23 protein-coding genes are annotated in these 26975 nt (G+C 69.3%); 8 read left to right on the top strand and 15 right to left on the bottom strand.

Translation table 11 applies throughout. The features are described 5' to 3' along the window. The first annotated feature begins 251 nt into the window (after window positions 1–251). The 3 genes from AC1DS4_RS04120 (at window position 252) to AC1DS4_RS04130 (ending at window position 1898) form a co-directional block, all read left to right on the top strand. On the top strand, window positions 252–683 hold the full coding sequence (locus AC1DS4_RS04120; protein ID WP_477645994.1) for a DUF309 domain-containing protein: 432 nt from the start codon (window positions 252–254) through the stop codon (window positions 681–683). A gap of 142 nt (window positions 684–825) precedes the next feature. Then, window positions 826–1176, top strand: coding sequence for a VOC family protein (locus AC1DS4_RS04125; protein WP_477632623.1), 351 nt, complete (start codon window positions 826–828; stop codon window positions 1174–1176). Between the two features lie 125 nt (window positions 1177–1301). Beyond that, window positions 1302–1898: a VOC family protein gene (locus AC1DS4_RS04130; protein WP_477632622.1), complete on the top strand. Its 597-nt coding sequence runs from the start codon at window positions 1302–1304 to the stop codon at window positions 1896–1898. A 67-nt stretch (window positions 1899–1965) separates the two neighbouring features. Here AC1DS4_RS04130 and AC1DS4_RS04135 read toward each other — a convergent pair whose 3' ends face one another. The 11 genes from AC1DS4_RS04135 to AC1DS4_RS04185 form a co-directional block, all read right to left on the bottom strand. Continuing rightward, a complete protein-coding gene (locus tag AC1DS4_RS04135; protein ID WP_477632621.1) occupies window positions 1966–2523 on the bottom strand; it encodes a TetR/AcrR family transcriptional regulator in 558 nt (185 codons plus the stop codon). After that, a complete protein-coding gene (locus AC1DS4_RS04140; protein WP_477615277.1) occupies window positions 2520–2960 on the bottom strand; it encodes an SRPBCC family protein in 441 nt (146 codons plus the stop codon). The genes AC1DS4_RS04135 and AC1DS4_RS04140 overlap by 4 nt, the downstream gene beginning before the upstream one ends. A gap of 102 nt (window positions 2961–3062) precedes the next feature. Next, window positions 3063–4313 (bottom strand): MFS transporter, encoded by a 1251-nt coding sequence (locus tag AC1DS4_RS04145; RefSeq protein WP_477632620.1) that lies wholly within the window; start codon window positions 4311–4313, stop codon window positions 3063–3065. Window positions 4314–4511: 198 nt separating this feature from the next. Further along, a complete protein-coding gene (locus AC1DS4_RS04150) occupies window positions 4512–5009 on the bottom strand; it encodes a hypothetical protein (protein ID WP_477615275.1) in 498 nt (165 codons plus the stop codon). Window positions 5010–5288: 279 nt separating this feature from the next. After that, window positions 5289–6002 (bottom strand): response regulator transcription factor, encoded by a 714-nt coding sequence (locus AC1DS4_RS04155; protein WP_477615274.1) that lies wholly within the window; start codon window positions 6000–6002, stop codon window positions 5289–5291. After that, window positions 5999–7762 carry a sensor histidine kinase gene (locus AC1DS4_RS04160; RefSeq protein WP_477632619.1) on the bottom strand — a complete coding sequence of 588 codons (1764 nt, stop codon included), beginning with the start codon at window positions 7760–7762 and terminating at the stop codon, window positions 5999–6001. Before AC1DS4_RS04160 ends, AC1DS4_RS04155 begins: the two co-directional genes overlap by 4 nt. A gap of 334 nt (window positions 7763–8096) precedes the next feature. Beyond that, a complete protein-coding gene (locus AC1DS4_RS04165) occupies window positions 8097–10634 on the bottom strand; it encodes a hypothetical protein (RefSeq protein WP_477632618.1) in 2538 nt (845 codons plus the stop codon). A gap of 396 nt (window positions 10635–11030) precedes the next feature. Next, a complete protein-coding gene (locus AC1DS4_RS04170; RefSeq protein ID WP_477632617.1) occupies window positions 11031–11780 on the bottom strand; it encodes a hypothetical protein in 750 nt (249 codons plus the stop codon). Window positions 11781–12020: 240 nt separating this feature from the next. Beyond that, window positions 12021–12452 carry an SRPBCC family protein gene (locus AC1DS4_RS04175; protein ID WP_477632616.1) on the bottom strand — a complete coding sequence of 144 codons (432 nt, stop codon included), beginning with the start codon at window positions 12450–12452 and terminating at the stop codon, window positions 12021–12023. A gap of 158 nt (window positions 12453–12610) precedes the next feature. Continuing rightward, complete coding sequence (locus AC1DS4_RS04180) at window positions 12611–13807, bottom strand: luciferase domain-containing protein (RefSeq protein WP_477615270.1); 1197 nt, start codon at window positions 13805–13807, stop codon at window positions 12611–12613. Between the two features lie 28 nt (window positions 13808–13835). After that, the gene (locus tag AC1DS4_RS04185) at window positions 13836–14414 is read right to left on the bottom strand and encodes an NADPH-dependent F420 reductase (protein WP_477615269.1); all 579 of its coding nucleotides are present in this window, start codon (window positions 14412–14414) and stop codon (window positions 13836–13838) included. Between the two features lie 93 nt (window positions 14415–14507). On the opposite strand from AC1DS4_RS04185, the gene AC1DS4_RS04190 reads away from it, so the two are divergent. Then, on the top strand, window positions 14508–15023 hold the full coding sequence (locus tag AC1DS4_RS04190) for a MarR family winged helix-turn-helix transcriptional regulator (protein WP_477615268.1): 516 nt from the start codon (window positions 14508–14510) through the stop codon (window positions 15021–15023). Window positions 15024–15064: 41 nt separating this feature from the next. Here AC1DS4_RS04190 and AC1DS4_RS04195 read toward each other — a convergent pair whose 3' ends face one another. Both AC1DS4_RS04195 and AC1DS4_RS04200 read right to left on the bottom strand, forming a co-directional pair. After that, window positions 15065–16528: a phospholipase D family protein gene (locus tag AC1DS4_RS04195; protein ID WP_477632615.1), complete on the bottom strand. Its 1464-nt coding sequence runs from the start codon at window positions 16526–16528 to the stop codon at window positions 15065–15067. 48 nt (window positions 16529–16576) lie between these two features. Then, window positions 16577–17263, bottom strand: a complete 687-nt coding sequence (locus AC1DS4_RS04200; protein WP_477615266.1) for a hypothetical protein — start codon at window positions 17261–17263, stop codon at window positions 16577–16579. A gap of 310 nt (window positions 17264–17573) precedes the next feature. Between AC1DS4_RS04200 and AC1DS4_RS04205 the strand changes: the two genes are divergently transcribed. Genes AC1DS4_RS04205 through AC1DS4_RS04220 form a run of 4 tightly spaced genes read left to right on the top strand, consistent with a single transcriptional unit; the run spans window position 17574 to window position 21581 of the window. Then, a complete protein-coding gene (locus AC1DS4_RS04205; protein WP_477632614.1) occupies window positions 17574–18662 on the top strand; it encodes a glycosyltransferase in 1089 nt (362 codons plus the stop codon). Then, on the top strand, window positions 18650–19717 hold the full coding sequence (locus AC1DS4_RS04210) for a glycosyltransferase (RefSeq protein WP_477624403.1): 1068 nt from the start codon (window positions 18650–18652) through the stop codon (window positions 19715–19717). Before AC1DS4_RS04205 ends, AC1DS4_RS04210 begins: the two co-directional genes overlap by 13 nt. Continuing rightward, complete coding sequence (locus tag AC1DS4_RS04215; protein ID WP_477632613.1) at window positions 19714–20739, top strand: glycosyltransferase; 1026 nt, start codon at window positions 19714–19716, stop codon at window positions 20737–20739. Before AC1DS4_RS04210 ends, AC1DS4_RS04215 begins: the two co-directional genes overlap by 4 nt. Further along, the gene (locus AC1DS4_RS04220) at window positions 20736–21581 is read left to right on the top strand and encodes a glycosyltransferase family 2 protein (RefSeq protein ID WP_477632612.1); all 846 of its coding nucleotides are present in this window, start codon (window positions 20736–20738) and stop codon (window positions 21579–21581) included. Before AC1DS4_RS04215 ends, AC1DS4_RS04220 begins: the two co-directional genes overlap by 4 nt. Window positions 21582–21629: 48 nt before the next feature. On the opposite strand, the gene AC1DS4_RS04225 is transcribed toward AC1DS4_RS04220, so the two are convergent. Continuing rightward, a complete protein-coding gene (locus AC1DS4_RS04225) occupies window positions 21630–22052 on the bottom strand; it encodes a hypothetical protein (protein ID WP_477632611.1) in 423 nt (140 codons plus the stop codon). 95 nt (window positions 22053–22147) lie between these two features. After that, window positions 22148–26935, bottom strand: a complete 4788-nt coding sequence (locus tag AC1DS4_RS04230) for a beta strand repeat-containing protein (RefSeq protein ID WP_477632610.1) — start codon at window positions 26933–26935, stop codon at window positions 22148–22150. Between the last annotated feature and the right edge of the window lie 40 nt (window positions 26936–26975).

The following is a 26975-nucleotide window of genomic DNA, read 5'->3' on the forward strand; positions in this document are numbered from 1 at the left end:
GGTGGGTCCGGGGGCACCACCTGAACCGCCCAGTGAGCAGGGCGATGACCGCGTGCTCAGAGCCCCATGGCGGCACACACGTCAATGCCGTCGTGCGGGATCTTGATGGGTGTCACCGTTGTGCCGGCTGGGTGGTAGACGAAGTCGATGAGCCCAGTGGTGCTGAAAGGTTGTCAGGCCTTGATGATCGGTGGCGACCTGGACCCGCGCCCTACGCGGCGAGTGGTCTCGGTTCTTGGGAGACTGACCGCATGACAGGACTTGATCGTGACCGGGATACCGAAGGCCGGGCTCGCCAGGCGAGGCCTCGCGACGCCTTGGGTCGACCGCTGCCCTACGGAGCAGAAGGCGTCGAGCCGGTGTCGGAGGAGCCCCTTCCGCCAGACGACACCCTCGAGGCAGCTCGAGCACTCGTGGCGGCTGGACGTCCCTTCGCCGCGCACGAGGTCTTGGAGGCGCGTTGGAAGGCCGGGCCGATCGAGGAACGGGACCTGTGGCAGGGCCTTGCGCAAGTCTGTGTTGCGGTCACGCACGCAGCACGCGGGAATCAGGTTGGGGCCGACAGACTGTTCGACCGCGCTGCGGAGAGATTGGAAGCGTTTGCTGCTACAGGACGCTGGGCCTACGGCCTCGACTTAGCCCTAGCAGTGGAGCGGGCACGAAGTCACCTCGGCGCATGGTGAAGTCACGCCCGGCTCGCGGCGGATAGTCGCGCCCACCGGACGCCAGGCCGAGCTGGTCGCTGAGCACTGTCGATTGGAGACGGGCTCGAACGTCATCTGGTTGGAGGCCACGCCCGGTGGCCCCGCAGAACCGGAGGTCATCATGAGCCATTCCATCGTGCACGCCGAGATCCGTTCGAGCGACCCCGACGCAACAAGGGCATTCTTCGGCGAGCTGTTCGGCTGGACCTACCCAACCGAAGGCGCCTTCCCCGGCTACACCTTTGTCGAGACAGGGGTGCCCGGCGCCCTGTACACCGCGATCAGCCCGCTTCAGGGCGACGGCGACCTGGTCACGTTCTTCGTCGGCGTCGAGGACATGGCTGGCGCCATCGCCGAGACGACTCGCCTCGGCGGACGGGTCGTACAGGAGCCAGTCAGCGTTCCCGGAGTGTCATTCGCGCTGATCGCCGACCCTCAGGGTCATGTTGTCGGCTTGGCCCAGCAGGTTTGACGGGATGGCCGAAGAACCGCCCGACCGGGCCACCGGGCCGCCCCCCTTGACCACGACCCAGATTGCTTCCCTTTCGCGACAGCCTGAGCACAAGCGTCTTACGCTATGGCCGAGAGGAGGCGGCGATGGCCGATCCGGTGGGCGACATCATCGGGGACTATCGGGCGTTCGCCGCGCAGCAGCGCGACCGCCTTCTCGCCCGTGGCATCGACATCGGCCAGTACCCCCTCAGCCACCTCGCCGTCCGGGTACCGGAGTGGGACCAGTACACGCACGTTCGGAGTCTCCTCGAACGCCACGCGGTCGCCAATCGCGAGAACGTCTGGAACGGCCGGCCGATCTCCTTGATCGTTCCCACCGAACCGCTCGAAGTCCTGGACGGCAAGGTCGTCCCGCTCATCGAGCTCATCCCGCCCGTGCACCAGCGCGTCTACAAGATGGGGTTGGAGCACCTCGGCGTCGTGGTGGGCGACAGTTTTGACGCCTTCGTCGAAGCCCACAAGCCCGTCCTGACGGGACAGCAGTTCCAAGGCCCGAACAGCACACCCGACCCCGTGTACATCTTGTTCCAGGACTTCACCCACGTGAAGTTCTATCGACTTTCACTGAGGGCGTCCGTAGAGCTCGATGCTGGCCCGTTCGACGACGGGTTCCATCACGTGGACGACTGGGTGCCCCAGCGGCTCGTGACCGCGACCGGCCCGAACCCTCTGCCGCGCTGAGGCACGCCCGGCGCCAGCAGGCCGGAATCCGCGAGGTGGGCATTCGCGCCAACGGCATACCGCCTCGTCAGGCGCGCGCAGAGTCCGGCCCGTCCACGATCTCCCCTGGCCCGGAGCTCTCGCACCTGTCGCCAGGGGGATCGAAGGCCGCCACCAACTCATCCCACGCAGCCTGGACGTCCGCCCCTTCGGGGAACCGGTTCGCCAGCTCGAGGTCGACCAGCCCGTGGGCCGCAGCCCAGAGGGCACGCGCCCGGTCCACGTTCCCGCCGCTCAGTGCCACCAGGCGTGCTGACGCAGCAGTCTCCACGCCCTCCCCAAGCTGGTTGCGGTGCAACGGCTTCCTCGTCGTCAGCTCGTACAGCGATGGATGTGCCAGCGCCCACTGGCGGTAAGCGCGGCCCAGGGCGCGAAGATCGACGGCGAGGTGCAAGGCACTCCCCAGTTGGGTCAGCGCCCTTTCCTGCAGCTCCGCCTCGATCCGCTCCTTGCCATCGACGTGCTTGTACAACGAAGGAGCCTTGACACCGAGCTCGCCCGCAAGGCGTCGCATTGACAGGGCGTCCGGCCCCTCGTCCTCCAGCAACCTCTGGGCGACGTCGACGATCTCCTCCAGGCGACTCATGCGGTTTTGCCCGACACCGCACGCTGCCGTAGTCCGTCGTTCATGGCCTCAAAACCGGCTCGGGTGCGGGCCAACACCTTGCCGGTGAGCGGAACCAGCAGGCCGCTGAAGGCCTCGGACTGGGTCAGCCGGGTGCCTTGGTCTCCCAAGGATTCCAGGGTGAAGGTGTGTCGGCCGTCGAAGATGCCCTTGATGCCCATGGTGCCGAGCCACTCCAGGCGACGGCCTGGCTCGACCTGGGTCACGGTGGGCTTGAACGTCATGGCTCGACCGCCGGGCGGCGCGATCCTGACCTCGAGCTGCTGGCCGGTGGCAAGCTCTCCGGACAGTTTCGTGATGAACGGGTTCCAGGCCGGGTATGCCGCGGTGTCGACGAGCGTCGCCCACACCCGCTCCTGGGTGGCCGGTATGTCGATGACCGTCGTGACATTCTTCATGGTAGTTCTCCTCAGGGATGTGGCTAACGGCGTTAGCCCACTGAGGAACAATGCTGGGCTAACACCGTTAGCCTGTCAAGGACCACCGCGACCCGGACGAGCTCATCGGACCCGTTTGACGGGGAGGATTGACGCCGCGGCGAGGAACGCACTCAGTCCCGCCACGGCATACAACACCGAGTAGCTCCCCCCGCTCAGGGCCAGGATGGCTGGCGCGATGGCAGGCGCGACAGCGCTGGGCAAGGCGCCCGCGATGTTCAGCACCCCAAGGTCCTTCGCAGCGGTATCCGGGTCGGGTAGAACGTCCACGACGAGGGCCAGGTCGACGGCCATGTACATGCCGAAGCCCAACCCGGCGACCGCCATGCCGACCAGGAAGCCGTTGAAGCTGCTGGCCGCGGCGATGAAGAACATGGCCAGGCCGTAGGTTGCCGAGGCTGTGACGACGAACGCCTTTCGCCGTCCCGTGCGGTCCGACAGCGTCCCCGCGACCAGCGACGCGGTGACCAGCACGACGGACTGGACGAGGGTGCCCAGGAAGACCTGTTGCGGCACAGCATCCTCGCTGCTCCCGAGGTGGTCCAAGAGGTAGTACGCCTGGTACGTGGTCAGAAAGGCGAAGGCAAGGACGAACATGAAACGGCTGGCGAAGGCCCACGCGAAGTCCGGGCTCCTGCGCGGGCTGACCCAGAACGTGATGGCCAGCTCCCGCACCGACCACGTCGGCTTGTCTGCCCGGTCAAGTCGACGGTCCGGCAACGTCACCGCGAAGAGCAGGATGAAGAGCCCGCCGACGAGGCACGGCATGAGAAACATCGCGAGCATGTGGCCTGTGAACAGCTTGACGAGGAACGTGCCCGCCACCGAAGCGATCGGGAGGCACACGCCGAGAACTCCGGCCACCATCCCGCGCTGGGTGGACGGCACCTGGTCGGGCAGCACCGCCACCATCGTGGCCAGCAGCGCGTTGAAACCCAGTTGCGCCAGGCACCATCCCAGCAGGACCACGGGGATGGTCGGCGCCAGCGCAACGATGAGGACGCCCGCGGAGCCACCCGCGAGTCCGGCCACGATCCACGGCCGGCGCATACCCAGCGCGGAGGTGGTGCGGTCGCTGAGCTTGCCGAAGAAGGGGTTGGCGACGACTGCCACGGCGGCACCGATACCGGCAACCAGCGCAAGGCTGTTGGGTGCCCGGTCGATCCCGACGAGCGAGTTCACCTTCAGTGCCAGGCTCACCAACAACGGCGCGAGAAACACCAGGCACGTACTCATGTACGCCAACGTGTAGAGCAGTAGGAAGCGCCATTCGACGTCGGGCATCGTGGCGCGGTCCGCCTCCCCCGTGGCCATGCCAGCGGCGGCGTTGTGTGAAGGGGTCGCGTCGATGCACCCAGTGTGCTCCGCCCCCGTTGCCCACCTGTTTCGCCGACATGTCCTCGGCGGTTCGAAGCGCGACAGAATGCTCGGCCGACGACCGAACCGCCCCCGCCGTGTCTTGGGCGAGAGCGGTTCGATTCGGACGCCCCGTTGCGAGGGCCCTTTCCGGCGTCAGGCCGTGTAGCCCTCCGCAGTCAGGCAGCGCGCGGCAATGACGCCGCTCTTGCCGACGGAACCACTGATCCGCCAGTAGGGACGGATGGTGTGCCAGCCAGCGGGGACATAGAGCACGACCATGCTGTGACGGGTCTGCCAGTACTGCGTGTAGTTGGCGAAGTTCTGGGCGCCTGGCGTCTGGATCCCGCCGGCGTCGACGCGGTAGCCGAGCCGGATCTCGGCGAGGCTGCTGACGCCCGCGTCGGCGTTGAAGTTGACCACGACGTAGCGACCGGTGGCGCCGTTGTTGACCCGCACCACCGAGTTGACGGGCTGCCAGCCGCTGGATGCGGTGTTGCTCCGGGCGTCGAACGCACACGCCTTCTGGTAGTAGGGAATGGCCTGGGCGGGCCCGGCCATCATCGCCGACATGCCGACCCCGGCAACCACGGCGGTGCTTGCGCCAATGAGTGCCTTCTTCGTACGGGACATGGTGGACAGAGCTGCAGACATGGTGAACCTTCGTTTCGTTCTGGTGAAGCCTGGTGTGGTGGCCCCCGGAGGGAGTGCGCCGACCCTGCGCCGGTTCTCAGATGGTTGGCGCCCGCTGATCCGGACCCGTCCCATCGGCGACATCTGTTGCGTTCCTTGGCTGTTCGTGTGGACGTCCTGCGTCGCACTGCTGAACAGTGTTGGCGCACGGAGGGCGTCGCGGATCCGCGTTTGCCCGCGCTGTCCCTACGTGGAAACACGCAAGATTTCAGACTCGAGCGGGGCCGGGGCCGGGCTCCCTCACGGGCGGCTGTGCTGCGCCTGCAGGTAGGCAAGCACCGCCAGGACACGACGGTTGAGGGTCGTGTCGTGCCCGTGCAGGGGTAGCTTGGCGAAGACAGAGGCGACGTGGGCCTCGACGGTCCGCGGTGACAGATGCAGCTGCCGCCCGATCCCCGCGTTGGACATGCCCTCTGCCATCAGGCCGAGCACCTCCAGCTCCCGGTCCGTCAGGCTGCTGAGGGCGGAGGTCCGGCCATGGCTGCCCGTGAGGAGCTCGGAGACGATGTTCGGGTCTACGGCGGTGCCCCCTTCGGCAACCCTGGCTATGCCCTCCACCAGCGTGGGCACGTCGTTGACCCGGTCCTTGAGCAGGTAGCCCAGACCGGCTGCTCCGTCCTGAAGGAGTCGACGTGCCCATTCCGCCTCGGCATAGGTGCTGAGGACCAGCACCCCCACATGCGGCCAGTCCCGCCGGATGACGTGCGCCGTGACGATCCCCTCATCGGTGTGCGTCGGCGGCATGCGCACGTCGAGCACGACGACATCGGGACGGGCCGCCTTGATGAGGGCCGGCAAAGGCTCCGCGCTGGCCACTTGGCCCACCACCTCGATCCCCGCCGCGGTGAGGAGCCCGGCCAGACCCTGGCGGAAGAGTGACGAGTCGTCCACGAGGATCACCCGCAGGTGTTGCCCGGCGTCCGACAGGTCCTGTGGTCCCGGCGGGGCGCTCACGATGACTGACCGACTGTGACGGGGAAGCCGACCCGAAGCCGGCTGCCACAGGATTGGGGATGACCGGCGCAGGGGTCGGTGTGCAGGACGACCTCGCCACCCAGCGCGTGCACCCGGTCCCGCAGGCCCATGAGCCCGCCCTCCGGGGTGAAGTGTGCCTTGCCGTTGCCGTCGTCCGCGATCTCGACGGACAGGTACGGCCCCTCGGCCACGACCGTCACCGTCGCGGTCGTGGCCCCGGCATACCGCGTGATGTTCGCGAGCGCCTCGGCCACGACGAAGTACACCGCGGACTCGACTGCCGGCTCCAACCGGCGCCCGGCCAGGACCGGATCCAGCCGCAAGGTGACCCGCTCGGAGGCGCTCTGGCACAGGTAGGGCAGCGCGGCGCCGAGCCCGCCCTGGCTCAGCGCAGCCGGGTGGATGCCGCGGGCGAGCTGGCGCAGCTCGGCCATGGCGTCGGTGAGCCGGGTCCGTGCTTCGCTGACGAGGTCGCGCATTTGCGCCTCGGTCGCGAAGTCGGACTGCGCGAGTGTCGCCATCACCGCCAGGAACTGCTGCTGTGCGCCGTCGTGGAGGTTGCGCTCCACCCTGCGTCGCTCCGCCATGCCAGCCTCCACGATCCGGGCACGCGACGCCCGGAGCTCGGCCATCCGCTGAAGCAACTCACTGGTGAGCCGCGTGTTCTCGATCCCGAGCTGGGCTGCCGAGAACGCCGAGCGGAGCAGCACAGGGTCGCCGACGGCGCGCCGGTCGTATCCCACCACCACCAGAGCCGTCCCGTCCGCCGATGCCAGCGCCACCCTCCCCCTCCTGTCGCTCCCGGTTGCCCAAGGGGCTGGGTCGGCGCCCCACAGGGGAGCCCTGTCGTCGTCGCTGGCCGGTCTCACGGTGAGTGATGGGTCGAGCAGCACGTGGCGCAGCGCCATCTCGAGCTGGGCGAGGTCGCCCGTGCCGGCCGCACGGAGGATCTCCGACGTCACCGCGGCGGCGGCGGCCCGTCGGCGAAGCAGGTCGGCGAGGAGCCCCACCGGAATGGTCGCCGCACTGAGGTTCCGCGCGACCGCCACCGGCGCCCACGCCGCGCTGGGGGTCCCGAGGATCCAAACGACCTGGTCGAGGGCCGCGGCCGTGGCGCAGATGGCGCCCACGACGGCGAGGGGCATGAGGGACTGCCGGGTGACACCACGCGAGCCGGCCGCACGCATCACCAGCAGGACGCCCGCCCAGCCCAACAGCAGAGTCGTGCAGCCGTAGGCGCCCCGGATGAACACCCAGTCGTGCCACCACGCGTCCAGCGCGAGCACCGGTCGGTCGAAGGATGCGTGCAGGGGGCTGGGAAGGGTGCCACGGGTGAAGACCAGCGGCACCCGCAGCAGGACACTCGAGACCACCAGGCCCCAGCCGACCACCCGACCCTGCGTCGTCATCCTCGATTCGGGGTATCGCAGCACGAGGGTGACAGCAGCGGCCAGGTACAGCGGCTCGAGGACGAAACCGACCACCGTCAGTCCCTGAGGGTACGCGGGGTGGTTGAGGTCGCCGGGAATGGTCGCCGCCGCGACCGCGAGGCAGGCCCAGCCGTTGACCCTGGGAAGCCCCGCGGCGAACAGCGCCAGTCCCACCACGACAAACGCGATGACGACGAGCCAGGCGATGGACACCAGGGCGACGTCGTCACGAAGGTGCGGCAGAGAGGTGCCGATCTTCAGGGCGACTATGCCGATTCCCGTGGCCGTGGCGACGTGAGCCCGACTCAAGCTCTTCCGCACTCCGCTCGACCGCCTTTCCGCTGTCACACCGTGTTTTCACCGACTCGGACTCGGCCTTTCCACGCACCACCTTCCCGGGGACACACGGATCCCGACCCCGGCCCGCTCGACCTACGGTGACGAACGAGGGTCCTGGAGCGACGCAACTGACGTCTCGGGTCGAGGTCGGAAGGTCCGGCCGCGGAGGATGCCTCGGAACCTGAGCGGAGGAAGTCGTGAAACGCAGCAGAACCCGTCGGACCGGCGGCCACCACCCCCAGGTCCACCGCTCCGCCGCCGGCTGGGCGTGGCAGTGCGCCTGTGGGGGCGCCTCGTCCCGCAGCTATCCATGTGACTCGTCCTGGCACGTGGTGCTCGTCGGCGCCTTGCACCACGCCAGCTCCGTCATCGCCTGACGCACCAGGCTGCACCCCAGCTCGCGGTACGCCTCGAAGGTGAACTCGTCGAAGAGCTCGTACTCCATGGTCGTTGACGGGAAGCCGGGGTTGCGCGTGCGGTAGCTCTGCAGGTCCCAGGGCTGACCCTTCGGCAGCAAGGCCTTGATGTAGACGATGTCGCACGTCGACCCGTCGGGATAGGTCGCCGTGCAGACGGTCCACCCGCTCCGCGGGTACTGGCGAGCTCCTCGGCGCAACCGGCGGGGGTCGAACGCGATCTCCACCTGCTGGTCCATCCGTGCGGTGGCGATGGCGTTGGCCATAGTGGGGAAGCCGTCCTCCGGGTCCCCCGATCCGTCGAGCATGATGATGCGACGCGGCTTCGTGCGCAGGGCCTCCACGAGACCGAGGTTGTCGTAGTGGCCGCCGTCCGTGACGTACAGGAACGGCATGATGATCCGGGGCAGCCCGATGGCCTCGTGGAACAACAGCGATGGCGCGAAGTTGTCGAGGTAGTCGTTCACGCGAAGGACCCACCGAGCCCACCTCAGTCCCTCGGTGCCCCGCTGTCGTCGCGCGTCGTTGGCGACCCAGTACGGGTTCCGCACCCAGAGACCGAGGCGGATGTTGGCCAGGGCCAGCAGCAGCCGGTAGCGGCCCAGGACCCTGTCGTCGCGTCCCGCGATGGGGGCCACGGCCGCCCCGGACATCGCGACCGCCATGGCCACGGTGAGCTGACGGGACGCCCGGGCGTTCCACTTGACGTCCAGGTCGTAGCTGTAGGCCTTCGCGTCGAGCAGGGCGGTCCCCCCGGGTAGCCGCGGATCGCTGATCCCGATCGTGTCGGACAGGACGAAGGGCGTGCCGTGGCGGTCGGCCGGGAGCAGGTCGGGGTCGCGCACGTTGGCCGTCCCCAGGAGCATGAGCTTCGGCCAGACGCCGGGCGACGCGTCGGCGTTCACCTCCGCGAGGGTGGGCGTCGTGAAGGGCTCCGGCTTCCCCCCATCCGGTTGGTACGAGAGGTATGCCGCGTCCAGCCGGTCGCGGTAGAACTGGAAGATCGACGTGTCGTTCACCTTGAAGAGGACGGCGATCAGAAGCGGGACGAACACGAACACCCAGCCGTGGGTTCCGAGGATCCAGGCGTCCCGAAGGGCGAGCCAGGTGAACAGGACCAACGACCCGTACAGCCCGACGAGGAACACGATGATGGCGAGCACGGGTGCCGCCTGACGCCGGAACCAGGTGAGGAAACCCTGCTGTCCGGCGCTGAGGACGTCCTGTCGTAGACCGGTTCGCGCGGCGTTCAGGAGGCCGAGAAACGCGGTCAACGTCGTCACCAGGCCCGCGAGGGTGACCTGGAAGGTGCCGAGGTCGGGGCCGGTCCAGCTCTGCGTCCGGCCCTCGAGCTGGTACGCCAACCACAGCACCCCTGGGAAGAGCGGGAAGAAGAACAGGGCCATCTGGGACGCGCGGGCACCGAGGTTGCCGACGGCGAACTGCCACCCCTCTGAGGTCTCCCAGGTGCTGCGGCGCTGGGAGAACGTTGCTGGGCCAGCGCGGGCGCGCTCGGCATTGCGCCCCTCCCCCGACCAGGGGGCCGGATTCCGACGTGCGAGCAGGAACCACACGAAGGCCACCCCGAACAGGAACAGCGACGGAAGCGCCAGCAGGGGAAGCGGTTGGTGGCCTCCAGCGTTCCACGCCCAGTCACCGTCGTCGGGAACCACGAGAAGCCCGCTGCTCACGGCATACGTGGCCATCAGCCACGCCAGCACGACGCTCAGGCAGCCCAGCAGAACCAGGTTGGACATGATGCCCAGGAGCAGGGAGGCAATGAGCTCGAACCGTACCTCCGGTGAGGAGGCGAGGTACTTCGTCGACCGGCGCAGCCGGTTGAGCTCATCGGAACCGCTGGCGAACGGACCGGGATCGCCGTGGCAGTCCACGGGGCTGTCGGCCGGGCGTACGCCCTCGACACCGCTGGCCCGCCTCCGCCGCCACGCCAACGTGCTGAACGCCGCGGCCATGTACCCGCCACCGCTGACGCCGACGAGGTGACTCGCACCCTGGAGGATCCGGTGGTGCGACAGTTGCTGAAGGGCCCCCAGGCAGAACGAGGCGGACTTGATGCCTCCCCCCGAGCAGCAGACGACCGTGGTGGGCCCGGGCGCTGGGTCGTCGTCCCCGGGCCGGGCGCCTTTGACGATGCCGACCGGCCCCGAGGGCACCGCGTCGGCGGGCGGGCCACTGCCGACAAGCTCAGCCTGCTCGCCCGCGAACGGCCGGCTGACGACGAGGGCGAGGAAGCGCAGCAATGTCATGAGTAGCAGCACGGCGAGCACCACCACCAGGAAGACCAAGGCTGGATTCTGTTGGGGCGCGCCCTGGTCGAGCAGCGCGAGATAGAGCAGCAGGAGCAGCGACACCGCACTCAGAGCGGCGAGGTGCGCGAAGGCGCACTTGCGGCCCTTGCGTTCCACGAAGGCCGCGTCGTGGACCGGCTGAGGCTGTTGGCGCTCATGCGTCGCTGCCCCCGGAGCTGAAGCCGTGACCGGGTCTGACCCGGGCATCCGCGACACCGGAGGGAGTGCTCTCGCCTCGTGCGACATGGAAGGCATCCCTTCTCGCCGACCCCGGCTCGACGCCGCCGGGAGGCTGCTCGGCATGCCGAGCGGCAAGCCAGCAGGAGTCAGCGCGTCGATGCGAAGGCAAACCCATGCTATGGGTCCGATGCGAGGGCGTACAGGGCTAGCCGACCGACGATGCACGGTCCGCCTCGGACAGGGACCTGGCGTGGCAGACCACACCGAGCCCGCCCGCGCGGCAGTGGGCGCGTCCCACCTTGGCGGGACGGGCCCATCGGGTCGCGAGATCGATCAGGGGGTGACGGCGGCCGTCCTTGGTACCAGCCGACTTCCGGAGGGCACTGGGAACGGATGGCCGAGGACGGCGAGCCGGCCCCGCACCTGGTTCTGGGCTTGACAGTCGTTGGTGCAGTTGGTCGGCGGGTTCGCGACTTCGGTTGCGTCCTCACCGGTGACGAAGCCCAGGCGGCCACCACTGGCAACGTCCCAGGCGGACATGCCGCCGCAGTGCCGGACGCTGGGCGTGACGGGGGTGGACGTGTTGCACGCCGCTTGTGGCACGCGGGTCGCCACCTGGGCGCTGTCGCGAGCCACGAAGCGTGGCGACACGTCGTTGGCGATGTTGACGCGCGTGGACACCTGGACGCAGAACTGCCCGGGCGGTCCGGTTTGGACGCTGGTGCAGCCCGAGCCGAGGAACTGACCAACCCGGGCCCGGAAGTTCGGGTTGTCGAAGTAGAACGGTGTCAGCCCGGGAACCGTTGACTCGGCCAAGGTGTGCGTGATGCGGGTGGTTGTGCCGTCGCTTCGCTCGGGCTCCATCTGGAAGATCCCGCCCTGTGCGCAGTCCTTGGCCTGGATCTTCATCGACAGGCCTGGGCCCGTGCGTTGCAGCACGAGGTCCTCGTCGTCGAGCTCGATGGAGATGGCGCTGCTCAGCACGAGCCCACGGTGGTTGGGCACCTTGCTGGCGAAGACGGGGGTGAAACGTCCGCCCGTGATGTCGAGCTCGTTGGCCGCACCGGTGAAGGCCTGGTTCATGACGGCGAAGTCCGCGCTGCGGACGTCGAACTGGGTGTACCGGCCACGGACGGCGAACGTGGCCCCGAACTGAAATGCGGGGATCGTCGTGCGGACTCGGTCCTCCCGGGCGGCGGCGACGGTGGCTCCCGTCGCGAGGTTGACCAGCCGGAAGCCGCCGTTGACGCACCCCTTGGAGGACGCGGCCTGCGCCGGTGCTGTCGAAGTGGCCAGGGCTGAGGCGACGAGGGCTACGGCGACTCAGGATTCCAGCGCACGGCGGAGGTTCTCGACGAAGACCTTGTTCCGCCTCGGAACCATGAACGCCATCATCGGCGTCACGAGCACCTTCAGGCCCTCGGGGCGCATTTCCACCGTGCGAGTGAACCGCGACCCATCGCCCGCCGCCTCGACCGTGTAGGTGATCCGCGGCCGCAGCCCAGCGAAGTCGGCCCGATACACGACCCGCGTGCCTGGCTCGACCTCGAGAGCCGTAAACGTTCCGTCAGTCTTGCCCAAGAAGGGCTTGAACTTCAGGGGGTAGGTCTTGCCAACGACAGGGACCCGATCGGTCTCTCGAGGAACCGACTCTATGTCGACGTGCCAGCTCGGTTCATTCTGAAGGTCGGCGACGTATCGGAACACCTCTTCGGGCCGGCGGGCGACGACGACGCTCTCCGCTGATGTGACCATCGCTCGTCCTCAGGGCGTCACCAAGCCCTCGGCGCAGCTGGCTCCCTGCGGCGATCGACCGGGACCCCAGTCTATGTCTCAGGGCGTCCGACCAACCCTTCGGCATTGGTCGAGAAGCGGGCGACATGACGGGGATTCGTGTTTCCTGTTTCGATGCTTCAGGACGTTGATTGAGTTGCGAACGCGTGAGCCGCGGTCGTGATGGCCACGACGGTGTCGAGCTCTTCGGCGTCGCGGGGTCCGAAGAGCATGACGAAGCCAGGTGCGAGCCGGGTCCCGGCCCATGGGTGCGGCTGGCCCCACCCTCGGGCGACCAGGTCGGCCGCCAGTGGTGCCGGCAGGGCAAGGTGGAGTGAGCCGTCGTAGCCCGGGTGGAGGTGAGCGAACTCCCCCACCTGGGGAACGAGGAACGCGTCCTCAGGTCCGCTCCCGGCGGCGACGAGGAAGGCGCGAGCGCCGGGCACCGAGATGTGGGACGCAGCGGTCGAGACACCTGTCAGACCACCGATCCGCTCGAACAGCTGCTGCTGCAGCTCTGCTGGTGCGTTCTGCGTCAGCTGCTGTTGGGGGATGGCCCACGACACCTGCGGTCGCGATCCGCGTCGATGCGGCAACACCCCACCCGGCACCGAGGGCCACGTGACCTCCTGCGCCAGCCCGATCGTGACAGGTTGGTGCTGGGCAACGAAGTCAGCCCGGTCGGCGATCCAGCCCGACAGGCTGTGCAGCGTGGCGGCGGTGACCCCGTGGCCGCCAGGGTCTCGCCGGGCAACCGTGGGCGCGCCGGACTCCGTGAGCAGGTACGTCCAGGTGCGCTCGAGCAGCTCACCAGGGATCACCTGGTCGGCATCGCCCTGGGCCACGAACATCGGGAGGTTGGCCAAGCGGCCGGTGTCGACCGGGAGCCCCCCGTCGAACGGCATCGTGCCGTACAGGATCGCGGCCCCCGCGTACCGGGAGGGGTCGGCAAGGACCAGGCCGCCGGCAAACGCAGCGCCGCCGCTGAACCCGACGAGGAACACCGGCCGCCCGGGGGCTGCCACCTCGTCGAGCCAGCGGGCGAACCAGCGCATCGTCGCCCCGAGGGACTCCGCGACGGGGCGACCGATCCCGCGGTTGGCGAACCACGCGAAGCCGCCACCCTCGGCGATAGGGGCACGCACCGCGGCATACGCCAGGCCGTCGGGCAGGTGCGGAGCCAGCGACAGGATGTCCCGCTCGCTGGATCCCCGTCCGTGCAGCAACACGACAAGCGGCGCGGACGGCTCGGTCCCACCGTAGGTCGCGACGACGGGAGCGCCGAACGCGCCCGTCGCGCCTTCCCCGTCCCTGGAGTGGGTCTGAGAGATGCTCACGGCTGCTCCGATCGACTCGACGTGGTCGTCAGGCGGGGACGACGCCGAAGCCGCCGGTCCAGGCGATCTTCTCGTTGGCTGCCAGGGTGATCTGCAGGAAGCCGATCGCCTCGAGCTCGGTGGCCCGCGACAGCGACCCCGCGTCGATGGCCTTGAGGCCACCGGAGGTGACGACGCCGGCCAGGGCCGACTTCGCGTCCGCATCGTCGCCGGCGATCAGCACGGTGGTGGTGAGCTCACCCACCGTGCCTGCCGCCAGCGTGGCGGCGAACGTGGTGTTGAACGCCTTGACGACGCGAGACTGCGGCAGCGCGCCGGCGATCTCCGCGGTGGCGGAGCTGTCCGCGGGGACCGTAAGGGAGTCGAAGGTCTCGAAGTTGAGCGGGTTGGTGATGTCGACGACCACCTTGCCGGCCAGGCTGTCGCCGCGCTCGGCGATCACGCTGCTCACGGCCGGATAGGGAACAGCCAGTACGACGATGTCGCCGGTGACCTGCGTCGCGGCGTCGTCCTGGCCGAGCAGCTGGACCGAGTGTCCGCCGCGTCCGGCCACGGCCGCGATCGCCTGGCCCATGTTGCCGGTACCGATGATGGAGAGGTGTGCCATTTGGTGCTCCTGGGTCGATGGTGATTGGTTGATGCTTCAAGTAACACCCTACACCGTTTAGTTGTTCCTTCAAGTATTCGCTATCGTGGACCCATGGAACCGAGATGGCTGGACGAGGGCGAACGGGCGGCCTGGCTGCGGCTCATCGCGGTGACGGAGCTCCTGCCGAGCGCCTTGGACGCGCAGCTGCGGCGGGACGCCCAGCTCACCCACTTCGACTACTTCGTCCTCGCGATGCTCTCCGAGGCGCCGGACCGCACGCTGCGGATGAGCGCACTCGCTCAGCGCACCAACGCCACCCTCCCCCGCCTGTCCCACGTCGTCCGACGACTCGAGGAACGCAACCTCGTCGAGCGCTTCCCCTGCCCCGAGGACAAGAGGGCCACCAACGCCCGACTCACCCCGACCGGCTGGGAGAAGGTGGTGGCGGCCGCACCCGGGCACGTGACGGCGGTGCGCCGTCACGTCTTCGACGCCTTGGAACCCGCCCAGGTCGAGCAGCTCAGGCAGATCTGCGACGCCATGTTGACCACCCTCGATCCCGACGGGCTGATGAGCCGGCTGTTCACCGGGCACACCTCGGGTTCGGGCCGGTCAGCGGGCGGGTAGCACCCGACAGGTCGCCGACGACCACCCGCCGAGGCCGGACCTCAGAACGTGTCGGTGCGGCGCAGGCCCCGTGGTCGTCCATCGGGGTCGAACAGGATCCGGTATGCCGGGTCGGCCCACAGTCGGACAGCGCGGCGTACCGGCGCGAGGGCGTGGGGCCGGATGCGGGCGGCTGGCTCCTGGGCACGCTCCGCCCACAGGCCCGTGGCGTGATCCAGGTCGAGGAGTCGAGGGTCCTCCGGCGGCAGTCCGAGGTGCTCAGCCCACAGGGTCGCGCGGAGCTCGCCCGGCAGGCGGCCTTCCGGGTCGACCACGGCGCAGGTGACCTCGGAGTCGTGGGTCCAGGAGCGCAGGTTCAGGTTGTCGGACCCGCAGGTCATCCACTCGTCGTCGACGATGCAGACCTTCGCGTGGACGTAGACCGGTGTGCCGGCGGCGTTCTGTAGGTCGTACATGGCGAAACGTGCCCCGCCTGCCGCGTGCAGCAGGTCCCTCGCCAGCTGCTGGCCCCGGCGCATCGGTGTGCCGCTCATCGCGCTGTCCTCTTCGGGGAACCGCGGGACCACGGCGATGACCTGTAGTGCGGGTTCCCGGCGGAGTGCCTCCGCGAGCGTGCCCGTCACGGCCTCGGACCAGAAGTACTGGTCCTCGATGTAGACCAGCCGCTGCGCGCGGGCGAAGGCATGTTCGTACGCCTTGGCGATCGTTCTCTCCCCGTGCGGGGCGAAGGGAAACGGCGGTCGCTTCGCGGGATACGTGCGCAGGATCTGCACCAGGTGGGGACCGCGCGCTGGTGGAGGGTCCCAGCGTTCCGGCAAGGGCTCTGGATGCCTCGGCACCCGGGACGCGATGTTGACCAGCGCGCGGTACGGGTTGCGGTGATCCAGCGGTGTGGGGTCGTCCCAGCGCTCGGAGAAGACATCGAGGACCTGGCTGACGGCCGGACCGCGCATCTCCATGGTGGCGTCGTGCCAGGGCGGGTTGGGGCCGTAGCGTGCGTCCAGCGGCGCCGCCTGCGGATCTCCGAGGTGCTCGGCGTCGTCCCGCCGACCGTGGCAGAGGTCGATCCCGCCGACGAATGCCACGTCCTCGTGCGGGCGACCCTGCCGCCGCACCACCAGCAGCTTCTGGTGGTGCGACCCGCCACGGCGCACGCGCTCGTCGAAGAGCGCTTCGCCACCCGCCTCGTTGATGACCGCGCCGAGATGGCGGTTCTCCTGCTCGTTGAAGCGCAGGTTGTCGCTGTGCGACCGCCATAGCAGGCAACGGACCTCGACACCCCGACCCATGGCATCGACCAACAGGGCGCCGATGGTCGGACCGCCTTCAGCGAGCAGCTCGTCGGCGTCGCCCCGCCAGTCCGTGAAGAAGATCCGGTCCCCTTCGAGCGTGGCTCCCACGACCTGGATCAGACGCGCGAAGTACTCGGCGCCGTGCACGTGTGGAACCACGAGGTTTCCCGCAGTCCACGGGCGATCTCGCTGCGGGAGGAACCAGTCGCTCATCCCTACAGGCTGCCAGTTGGACGCCTTGACTCGTCGAAGGGACGTCCGTCACGCCTCGAGGTCGACTCGGTCGACCCTCCGGTGGAATCGCATCCCTGCGACGCCCCCGGCGATGGCACCCACCAAGCTGGTGACAGCGGCGAGAACGAGCGCGATGACACCGGCGGTGTTGAGGTCCGAGGTGCTGATCGGGAGCCGGGGGAAGCTGTTGAGCTGACCGAGCACGTCGTACTTGCTGCCCGCGGCGACTCCGACGATGGCCACGACCACCGCGACCACCAGGGCCCAGACCCACACGGCCACACCCTGTTTGGCACCGTTGAACCGCGCCATGCGACCGGCGACGTATCCGCCGCAGTAGTAGCTCACCAGGAGAATCACGGCGAGGGCGATCGCACCCACGATGCCCACCGTCGTCGCGTCGGCGGACGCTTGGTCGACCGCCTCGGTGGCGTCGGTCCCGGTGCTCAGCCCGACTGCCGTACCTGCGGCTGCGAGCACCGCGGTGAGGACGACCGCCATGCCCATGGCGGTGAGCCAGCCGAAGAAGGCGGAGCCGACCTTCACGCCTCCGAACCGTTCGGCTTGGGCTGCAGCCCGCCTCTCGTCATAGCCAGCACGCCCGTCCTCGACATAGGTCGCGCGCCCGCCCTCGGCATCGCCGGCTCGGTCGTGGCGGTCTGCCACCAGTGCTTCGTCCTGGTCATGATCGCGGGACTCGTGTGTGCTCTTCATGTTCGCCTCCCTGTGGGGCCCGGACCCGGATGATCTGACCCGGGCGCGAGCGGATGCTCCGTCGTGGGTGCCCGGGTACCGGTTGGTGCGGGCCTCCACGGCGTACCTCCATTCTTGCCCGCGGAAGCACCAGATGAAACGGTGTCGGCTGGCCGGGACGACCACTGGTCCCTCTTCGGACGGGACCTCGCCCTTGACGGCCACAGGGGTTATGTTGGGCAAGAACATCCAGAGCCGGTCAAGCAACGAGCCAGCTGCCCACGTCGGGTTTGCCGCTGGCGCGCTCGACGCCCCTTCTCAAAGGTGAGCCTTGAGCATCGTTGTCGCCTCCATCCCCTCCGGCCACGTCTACGTCAGACACCTCTCCCCGCCGACTGCCTCGGGCCAGGACGCGGTCGTGCGCATGCCCGACCCCCCATCGGGACCGTCGCCGGACTCTCCGTGGTGGCCCCCGCAGATGCTCAGGTCCGACTGGGTCACCCGCCACGCTGCCGACTTCGACGTCATGCACGTCCATTTCGGCTTCGACGCGATCGCGCCGGAGGACCTCGAGGACCTCACCAGAACCCTGCGTCGGCACGACAAGCCGCTCGTGTTGACCGTGCACGACCTTCGCAACCCGCACCACCGCACGGCAGGACTGCACGACGACCAGCTGGGGGTGCTGGTGTCCTCGGCCGATGCGGTCATCACCCTCACGCACGGGGCCGCCTCGGTGATCCGCCGTCGTTGGGGACGGGAGGCGATCGTCCTCCCCCACCCGCACGTGGTCCCGGACCAGTGGCTGGGTCGCCCCCGTCCGGACCGCGACGACTTCGTGGTCGGGCTGCACGTCAAGAGCCTGCGCGCCAACATGGACCCGCTGCCGCTCGTCGACGCGCTTGTCGCCGCCCTCCCCGGTATGCCGGGTGCCCGGCTTCGCGTCGACGCCCACACCGACGTCATGACAGCGGGGTTCGAGCGCCATGACGGTGAGCTCGCCCACCACCTGACCTCGCTGGGTCGACGCGGGCTGATCCAGCTCGAGGTTCACGACTACTTCTCCGACCACGAGCTGTGGAGCTACCTGCACGGTCTGGATGTCTCGGTGCTGCCCTACCGCTTCGGCTCCCACTCGGGCTGGTTGGAGGCGTGTCACGACCTCGGCACGTGGGTCGCGGTCCCGGACTGCGGGTTCTACGCCGAGCAGCACCCGTGCCTCACCTATGCCGCGTCCGGACCCGAGCGTGCCGCGTCCCTCGTCGAGGCGGTGCGCACCGCACACACCCGTTGGCTGACCGGGGAGGTCGCCCCGCGCGCTGAGCTGGCGCAACGGCAAACCGAACGCCTGTCCCTCGCCCGCTCCCACGAGGAGCTGTACACGGACGTCCTGGAACGCAGGCTCTCATGCACGTCGTGATCCTCGCCGCGGCCCGTCACCCCCTTCGGCAGCCGTTCGCCGGCGGCTTGGAGTCGCTCACCTGGGCCCTGGTCCGGGGCCTGCGCGAACGCGATGTCGACGTGACACTGTTCGCGGGCCCGGGAAGCGATCCGGCCCTGGATGCCCGGGAGCTGACGGTGGCACCCTTCCACCTGAGTGACGTGGCCCGGAGCGATGCCTCGATGCCGCCCGAGCCGTGGCTTCGTGAGCACCACGCCTACCTCCAGGTGATGCTCGAGCTCAGGGATCGTCTCGATGTGGACGTCATCCACAACAACAGCCTTCACTTCCTCCCACTGGCGCTCGCGCAAGCCTGCGCTGCGCCGATGCTCACCACGTTGCACACACCCCCGACTCCGTGGCTGGAGCCGACCATTGCCCTGATGGACCAGACGCGCAGCACCTTCGTCGCGGTCAGCACCCACACCGCGCGCCAGTGGGAGCACGTGGCCCACGCCGAGGTCGTCCACAACGGCGTGGACACAGCGGCGTGGACTCCGGGCCGCGGCGGCGACGACCTCGTGTGGGTGGGTCGGGTCGTCCCCGAGAAGGCGCCGCACCAGGCGATTCGCGTCGCCACGGCCAGCGGGCGAAAGATCCGGCTCGCCGGTCCTGTCGGGAACGCGGAGTACTTCCGCTCCGAGGTGCAGCCGCTCCTCGGGCCGCGTGCCGAGTACCTGGGCCACCTCGACGCGGCCGCCCTGCGCGACCTGGTCGGGTCGAGCGCGGCCATGGTCGTCACGCCTGAGTGGGACGAACCGTACGGACTGGTCGCCGCCGAGTCCCTCGCCTGCGGCACCCCCGTCGTCGGGTTCCGCCGCGGCGGGCTGCCGGAGTTCGTCGTCGACGAGTGCGGCGCCCTCGTCGCGCCCGGTGACGTCGCGGCAGCGGCCGCGGAGGTCGACCGCGTCTGCGCCATGGATCGTCAGGGTTGCCGTGACCACGCCGTGTCCCACTGCTCCCTCGACGTCATGGTCGACGCATACCTGGCCCACTACCTCGATCTCGCCACGAGACTGGGGAGGGCCGCGTGATCGGCTACTACGCCCACCACCAGGGCGCCGGCCACATCACACGGATGCTGAGCATCGCGGCCGAGATGGACGAGCCGGTCTGGGGCCTGAGCTCCTCCCCCGCTCCCGCCGGCTGGGCCTCGGGCTGGACCCAGCTGGCCCGTGACGACGACCCCGACGCGGCGCAGCTCGCGCGGGACTGCGACGCGACCGCGCACGGCGTCCTGCACTGGGTGCCCCGCGGACATGAAGGTCTGGCCCGTCGGTCGGCCCAGGTCACGGCTTGGGCCGTCCACGAACGGCCACGGGCGCTCGTGGTCGACGTCTCGGTGGAGATTGCGTTGCTCGCGCGACTCTGTGGGATTCCGACGGTGGTCGTGGCCATGCCGGGACGCAGGCGCGACCGTGCACACCGGCTCGCCTACGACACGGCCGACGCCCTCCTGGCGCCGTGGCCGCAGGGTGCTCACGACCACGACTGGCCCCGCGGGTGGACCGACAAGGCGTACTTCGTGGGAGCCATTTCCAGGTTCGACCACCTCGGTGCTGCGTCACCGGCTCCCGCGCACCGAGCCACTGCAGGAAGGACCGTGCTCGTGCTCTGGGGGGCTGGCGGCCGGACCACCACGCGGTCCGAGCTGGAGGCGGCGCGAGCAGCCACTCCCTCATGGACCTGGGTCGAGCGTGCGCCAGGGGTCTCGTCGACGAACCAGCTCTGGGACGACCTTCGGCGAGCCGACGTCGTGGTGACCCATGCCGGGCAGAACGCGGTGGCCGAGGTCGCCGCCGCCCGCCGACCGGCAGTCGTCGTGGCCCAGGCGCGACCCTTCGACGAGCAGGTGGCGACTGCACGTCGGCTCGACGAGTGGGGGATCGCTGTGGGACGCCCCACCTGGCCGAGGGCCGAGCACTGGCCGGCCGTGCTCGAGCGTGCCCTTCGCCTGGGTGGGGACGGTTGGGAACGCTGGTCCACCGGGCGAGGTGCGAGGGACGCCGCGGCGGCCCTGCTCAACGTGGGAGTCCGGGCAGGCGTCAGCTCGTGACCGAGGCAAGGGCTGCCGTCGTCACGATTGCGCACGGGCGCCACGAGCACCTGCGCGGCCAGGCGTGGGGACTCCTCCGTCAGACCCGCACCGCCGACCTCTACGTTGTCGTGGCGATGGGTGATCCCGAGATCGCCACGGTCGCCCGCGAGCAGCATGCTGACGTGGTTGTGCTGGACGTCGCGCCGGTCGACTCCGAGCTGCCCCTCGCCGCGGCCCGGAACGCCGGAGCCCGTGCGGCGATCCACGAGGGCGCTGAGGTGCTCATCTTCCTCGACGTCGACTGCATCCCGGACTCGACCACCGTCGCGCGTTACGCCGGTGTGGTGTCGACCGTGTGCCGGGCAACACCCGTGGTCGCCTGCGGGGAGGTGCGCTACCTACCGCCCGTTGGCCACCCATCGGAGTACCGCGTTCCCGGACTGGGTGACACTGCTCAACCGCATTCCGCACGCCCCTGTCCGGCCCCCGACGCCGTGCTCGTCGCCGAGGACGCACGCCTCTTCTGGTCGCTGTCCTTTGCCATGTCCACTCGCGACTGGCTGGCCCTCGACGGCTTCGACGAGGCCTACGTCGGGTACGGCGCTGAGGACACCGACTTCGGCCAACGCCTGACGGCAGCCCAGGGTGACCTGCTCTGGGTCGGCGGCGCCGCGGCTTACCACCAGCACCACCCGACGCACACTCCGCCCGTGCAGCACCTGCACTCGATCGTGCGCAACGCCAACGTCTTTCATGACCGTTGGGGGTGGTACCCCATGGAGGGATGGCTGGCTGAGTTCGCGGGCCGGGGCCTGGCAGAACGGGACCACTCCACGGGGCAGTGGTCCGTCAGCCGGTGAGCGAGCGCGCCCACGCCTGTTTGACCTCGAGTCAAGCAGTCGGGCGACTCAGGCGGGTGCCTTGGTGGCGCTGGGCACGCAGGACACACCCTTGTTGCTTCCCTTGTAGAACTTGTCCGCCTTGACGGTGGCGGACTCTCCGGGAGCCAGCGTCCGGGTGATCTGCTTGGAACCGAGGACGGTGCCGCCGTCGGTCTTGGCGACGGCCACCATCACGGTGTAGGTCACCTTCGCCTTTCCAGCGTTGGTGAGCTCGCCCGAGAAGGACCAAGCGCCTGCTGCGTACGTGCACGTGGCGTCATGCAGGTCCTTGATCGCTCCGGCGGGCTGGGTCTTGGGTGGCGAAGCGGTCACGGTGGCCGGCGGGTTGGGGTTCGGGGTGCCGGTCCCCTTCTCCCCCTGGCAGCCCGCAGCCGCCAGCAGCACGGCGCCGAGGACCGCACCCTTCATCACGATGGAAGGCGAACGCATACGTCAAATCTCCTTGGGCTGTCTGTCTGTTGCTTGCTGTGTCTGGTTGCTCGCAGTGTCTGGTTGCTCGCGGTGTCTGTTGCTCGCGAGGCCTGTTACCCGCGGTGTCTGCCGGCAGCGGCGGCCGGGTGGCCGTCAGCACGGCGGCGCCCGAGCAGGAGCAGGAATCCGAGCACGAGCAAGGCGAGCGCAGCTCCCAGCATGGTGAAAGCGTTGCTTCCCGTGAAGGCCAGACCGTCCGGAAGCGGGCTCGGGTCGTCTCGAAACTCCAGCCCAGGTGGACCGGCGGGCGGATCGGCCGGCGTCGTGACCGCATCGGCATCCCGGACGACCTGCCCACCCGGCCCCTCGCCGGTGGCGGTGGCGACGTTGCGCACCTGACCGGCGGCCACTTCGCTGGCCGTCACCCGGTGGCTCGTCACCAGCTCGGTGCAAGCCACCGACTCACCCGGCGCGACCGGTCCACGCGCGCAGAGCGCATCGTCGATGCCCAGCATGGCGTCGGTGATCCGGATCGAGGTCAACGTGACGGACCCGGAGCTCGTGACGGTGAGTCCGTAGTCGATCGTCTCACCGGCATCTGCCGCGCCGTTGCCGTCGCGGTCGTTGAGGGTCGCCGTCTTCCGCAGCGTGATGGCGCTCGGGCCGGCGGTCTGGAACGAGACCGAGCCATCGGCCGTCACGCTGCTTCCACCGGGGCCGCGACCCGTGACGGTGGCTGCGTTCTCCACGTGACCGGCGTCGAGGTCGGCCTGGGTCAGTGCGTAGGCCGGAGCGGCGCAGGTGCGCGAGGCGCCCGGAGCCAGGGGTCCGGAACCACACGGCATACCGGCCAGGGCCAGCTTTGCGTCGGTCACGGTCACCGGTTCCAGGGTGGTGGTCCCCTTGTTGGTGACGGTGAACGAGTAGGTGACCGAGTCGCCGACGTCCGTGCCGTTGTCGTCGAGGTCGGCGACGGCGCTGGCGGACTTCACCAGCCCGATCGCGCTGACCGGGGTCAGCGTGACCGCGGCCGTGTCGGTGACCGAGGGCAACGAGCCCTGCGGGCCGGTCGCCACGAGCGTCGCCGTGTTGTCCACGCGACCCCGGTCGATGTCCGCCTGCGTGAGGACGTATGCCGCGGCCGTGCACGTCATCGACGTGTGGGCTGCGAGCGTCGTCGACGGGCAGGTGACGGTGCCCAGCTTGGGGTCGGTCACCTGCACCCCGGTCAGGGTGAGGTTGGAGGTGTTCGCCACGGTGAACGTGTAGGTGACCGTGTCCCCCGCGTCCGGGCCGTTGCCGTCCGTGTCCGAGACTGCGCCGGCCGCCTTCGTGAGGGTGATCGACGCGACGTTGGCGATCGAGGTCGACGTGGTGGAGGTGCTGGTCGGCGGCGTCCCGGACGGCGGAGTGGCCGTCGCCGTCGCGGAGTTGTTCACGCCACCGGCGTTCACGTCCGCCTGGGTCAGCGTGTAGACGACCGTCGTCGAGCAGGCAGCGGTGCCGCCGGGGGCCAGCGAGGACACGCAGGGGGCGTTGGTCAGCCCGAGCCGGGCGTCGTCGAAGCGAACGTTCGTCAAGGTCGTGCTGCCGGTGTTGAGCACCGAGAACGTAAAGGTGATCGTGTCTCCGGCATCGGCACCATTGCCGTCCAGGTCGTTGATGCCGCTCGCCGACTTGGTCAGCTTCAGCTCGTTGCGTGGCGCGATGGTCACGGTGGCGGTGTCCGTGGCGCTGACCGGGGTGGCGCCGTTCGGCGGCGTGCCCACCGCCGTGGCCGAGTTGGCGACCCGACCGGTGTCCACGTCGGCCTGGGTGATCACGTGGGCAGGGGACGTGCACGTGCGGCTCGCACCGGGGGCGAGCGCGCCCGTGCCGCAGGCGAAGTTCGTCAGTCCGAGCAGGGCATCGTTGACGACGACGTTGCTCAGGGCGGTGTTGCCGGCGTTACGCACGGTGAAGCCGAACGTGATCCGGTCTCCGGCGTCGGGACCGTTGCCGTCGACGTCGGTGACCGCGGTCGCCGTCTTGGTCAGGTCGATCACCGGGACCTCGGCGATCGTCACCGAGGTGGACGAGGGAGGCGACGTCACCGGGGTGCTGAGGTACGGCGGGGTGCCCTGAGCGGTGGCGGTGTTGTTGACGGCACCGGCGTCGACATCGGCCTGTGTCGTCGCGTAGGCGCAGGTGAAGATCCAGGTCTCGCCGTTCTGCAGGATGCCGTCGGCGTTGGTGTCACCCGAGGAGTAGGTCGGGGTGCAGCGGCTGTCGTTGACCTTCGGCGACGTCAGCTGGACCACGCCCGGGTTGGTCACGGCGAAGCGGTAGTTCACCGTCTGCCCTGCGCCGGTGAGGGGGCTCGGGACCGTCGACGAGATCGACTTCGTGAGGGCGATCGCCGGAGTGGGCGGGACCGGTGGCGCGATGCAGGCCGCGTTGTCGGTGGTCGCGCCCTGCTCCTGGCCCGCGGCGAGGGCCACCGAGTTGTACAGCCCGGTGCCGGTCCCCGCGCAGGCACTCGCCTGGGTGGCGTTGGAGTAGTGGAAGGTGACCGTGAGGTTGTAGGTGTGAGTGGCACCGACTGCAATGGTCGTCCCAGCGGCGCCGATGGCGAACGGCCCGGTGCCAGTGGCGCTGCCCGTGGCCTGACCGGTCCAGGACGCGCCCGTGACGGCGAGGTTGGGGGCGAAGGCCGGGGTCTCGGCGATGGGACCGTAGGTGCCGGCGGCCGTGCCGGTGTTCGCGACCCGCACGGTGTAGGTCGCGGTGTAGTCCCCTGCGGCGTTCGGGCCCGACACACTGCCGCCGGTCTTGGAGAGGTTGAGGCTCGGGGCGGTCACGGTGACCGTCCACGTGTCGGTGTTGGTGACGGTGGCGCCGGAGAGGGTCCCGATACCGGTCGCCGTGGCCGTGTTGGTCGTGGTGGAGGTCAGGGTCGCGGCGCACGTGAAGACCCACGTCTCCCCCAGCTCGAGGATGTTGTTGCCGTTGACGTCGCCGGTCCTGGTGGCCGGCACCGAGCACTTGTCGTCGGTCAGCGTGACGTTCCTGAGTGGTTCGAGCTGCCCGGTCACCGCGTAGGAGTAGGTCACCGCAACGGGCGAGACGCCCGCGGTGACGTTGGCGGTCTTGTCGACCACGATGCCGGAGCGGCTCAGGGCGACGGGATGGTCCTCGATCTCCCCGCCGACCGCCGGGGTGGTGGGGCTGGGCGTGACGACCGATCCTGGGAAGAGTCGCAGTCGCAGGAAGGACGCGCCGGCCGAGGCCGTGGGTTTGGTCGGCCAGACCAGGGTGGCCGTGGTGGCGCCGGCGGGAACCGAGGTGGTGACCAGCTCGGTGGCCTGGAACGCGCCGTCGGCGTTGAAGTCCACCCACCCGGCGAGCGTGGCCGCTGCCCCAGTCGTGTTGCGCAAGGGCACAGCAAGACTCATGGGGCCGTTCGTGATGAGTGTCGGCGTTCCGCTGACCGCATCCTCGTCGTCGCTGCCGGTGGTGTCGTCACCCGTGCCGCCAGCACTCACGGCGGCCGCCGCCTCCATGTCCCGCGAGGAGCCCAGTCCCAGGGTGGGTGTCGTGGGCGCGGCAAGGGTCGAGGACAGGCTGTGCGACGCGGTGGCCGTGCCGTAGCTGGCCGGCGCGTCGCCGAAGTCGGTGTTGAAGAAGGTGACGCTTGCGGCGCTGGGCGGGTTGAGCCCGGACGTGGAGACGTTGCTGGGGCCGTTCGTGTAGGTCGCGGCAGCATTCGACGTGACCTGAACGACCACGGTGCAGCTGGTCTCCCCGCTGGCCAGGTCGCCACCGCTGAGCGCGACCGACTGGGCGCCTGCCACGGCTGTGACCGTGCCGTTGCCACACGTGGTGATGGCTCCGGCCGGGTTGGCAACCGTCAGCCCCGAGGGCAGCGTGTCCGTGAATGCGAAGTCGTCCTTTCCACCCAGCTCGCTGGTGTTCGTGACGGTGAGGGTGAGGGTGCTGGGTGTACCCACCGGAGCCGAGGTCGGCGAGAACGACTTGTCCAGGGCCGGGGTGGCGTCGAGGAGGCGCAGGTTGTCGAACGCGTGGTCGTTGCCGTCGCCGGTGAGCGTCTGGTTTCGCACCCGGATCTGGAGGGCCGCGAGGGCGGCTGGGGAGAGGAGAACTGCCTTGTCCGAGAAGTACCGACCGGCCCGCACCGCGTTGCCGCCATTCCCCCACGACGTGACGCCCGGCGGGAACGGCGACGTGTACGAACGGGTGGAGCTGTCAGTACAGGCCCGGATGGGGTTGACGTTGATCTTGGTCTCGGTAGCACCGTTGACGAGGTAGAAGTCGAGCTTCGAGTTGTTCGCACCTGCCAGGTAGGTGCACGAGGCCTCGACGACATCGAGGGACATGGTCACGTACCGCGACGACGTCGCAGGAAGGTTGAGCACGGTGCTCTGGAGCTCGATGTCTGCGCCAGCAGCCGCAGCGTTCCTGGTGGTCCACTCTGCCACGGCGTGGTTGGCCTGGGTGGCGGCAGTGGAGCCGTTGGCTGGGCTGGCGTCGGTGCCGCCGACCACGCCTGCATTGAACTGGCCGAGGACGTCCGCGAACCGCCGGATGTTGCTGCGGGAGTCGGCAATGTTGGGCTGGGTGCAGACACCGGTCAGGGGGAAGTTCGTGTTGGAGTACTGGACGAGCACCCCGTTGCAGTTCGCCTGGTCGACGAAGTAGGGGTCACCGGTGTAGGTCGTCCCGCCGGTGCCGGTGTACGCATCGACATCCACCGGGTCGGCGCCAGTGCCGTTCTCGAAGGTCTCGTTGAACAGCAGCACCGGCGCCGCCGGCACACCCGCCGCCGCGAAGGCCGGGGACTGGGTGGCCGAGATCACCGACTGCACGACGAGGCCCAGGGTCGCGACCAGGGCGACGACCACCAGCGACGCGGCACGCCTGCGTGCGCGTGGCGTCCACGCA

The organism is Pedococcus sp. P3_C7 (genome assembly GCF_056402615.1).

Bases quoted from the DNA above. Each gene is read 5' to 3' on its own strand.
- AC1DS4_RS04170 (WP_477632617.1), bottom strand. From the start codon at position 11,780: ATGAACCAGGCCTTCACCGGTGCGGCCAACGAGCTCGACATCACGGGC.
- AC1DS4_RS04140 (WP_477615277.1), bottom strand. From the start codon at position 2,960: ATGAAGAATGTCACGACGGTCATCGACATACCGGCCACCCAGGAGCGG.
- AC1DS4_RS04150 (WP_477615275.1), bottom strand. From the start codon at position 5,009: ATGTCTGCAGCTCTGTCCACCATGTCCCGTACGAAGAAGGCACTCATT.
- AC1DS4_RS04190 (WP_477615268.1), top strand. From the start codon at position 14,508: ATGGAACCGAGATGGCTGGACGAGGGCGAACGGGCGGCCTGGCTGCGG.
- AC1DS4_RS04120 (WP_477645994.1), top strand. From the start codon at position 252: ATGACAGGACTTGATCGTGACCGGGATACCGAAGGCCGGGCTCGCCAG.
- AC1DS4_RS04175 (WP_477632616.1), bottom strand. From the start codon at position 12,452: ATGGTCACATCAGCGGAGAGCGTCGTCGTCGCCCGCCGGCCCGAAGAG.
- AC1DS4_RS04130 (WP_477632622.1), top strand. From the start codon at position 1,302: ATGGCCGATCCGGTGGGCGACATCATCGGGGACTATCGGGCGTTCGCC.
- AC1DS4_RS04125 (WP_477632623.1), top strand. From the start codon at position 826: ATGAGCCATTCCATCGTGCACGCCGAGATCCGTTCGAGCGACCCCGAC.
- AC1DS4_RS04210 (WP_477624403.1), top strand. From the start codon at position 18,650: ATGCACGTCGTGATCCTCGCCGCGGCCCGTCACCCCCTTCGGCAGCCG.
- AC1DS4_RS04200 (WP_477615266.1), bottom strand. From the start codon at position 17,263: ATGAAGAGCACACACGAGTCCCGCGATCATGACCAGGACGAAGCACTG.
- AC1DS4_RS04145 (WP_477632620.1), bottom strand. From the start codon at position 4,313: ATGGCCACGGGGGAGGCGGACCGCGCCACGATGCCCGACGTCGAATGG.
- AC1DS4_RS04195 (WP_477632615.1), bottom strand. From the start codon at position 16,528: ATGAGCGACTGGTTCCTCCCGCAGCGAGATCGCCCGTGGACTGCGGGA.
- AC1DS4_RS04225 (WP_477632611.1), bottom strand. From the start codon at position 22,052: ATGCGTTCGCCTTCCATCGTGATGAAGGGTGCGGTCCTCGGCGCCGTG.
- AC1DS4_RS04135 (WP_477632621.1), bottom strand. From the start codon at position 2,523: ATGAGTCGCCTGGAGGAGATCGTCGACGTCGCCCAGAGGTTGCTGGAG.
- AC1DS4_RS04185 (WP_477615269.1), bottom strand. From the start codon at position 14,414: ATGGCACACCTCTCCATCATCGGTACCGGCAACATGGGCCAGGCGATC.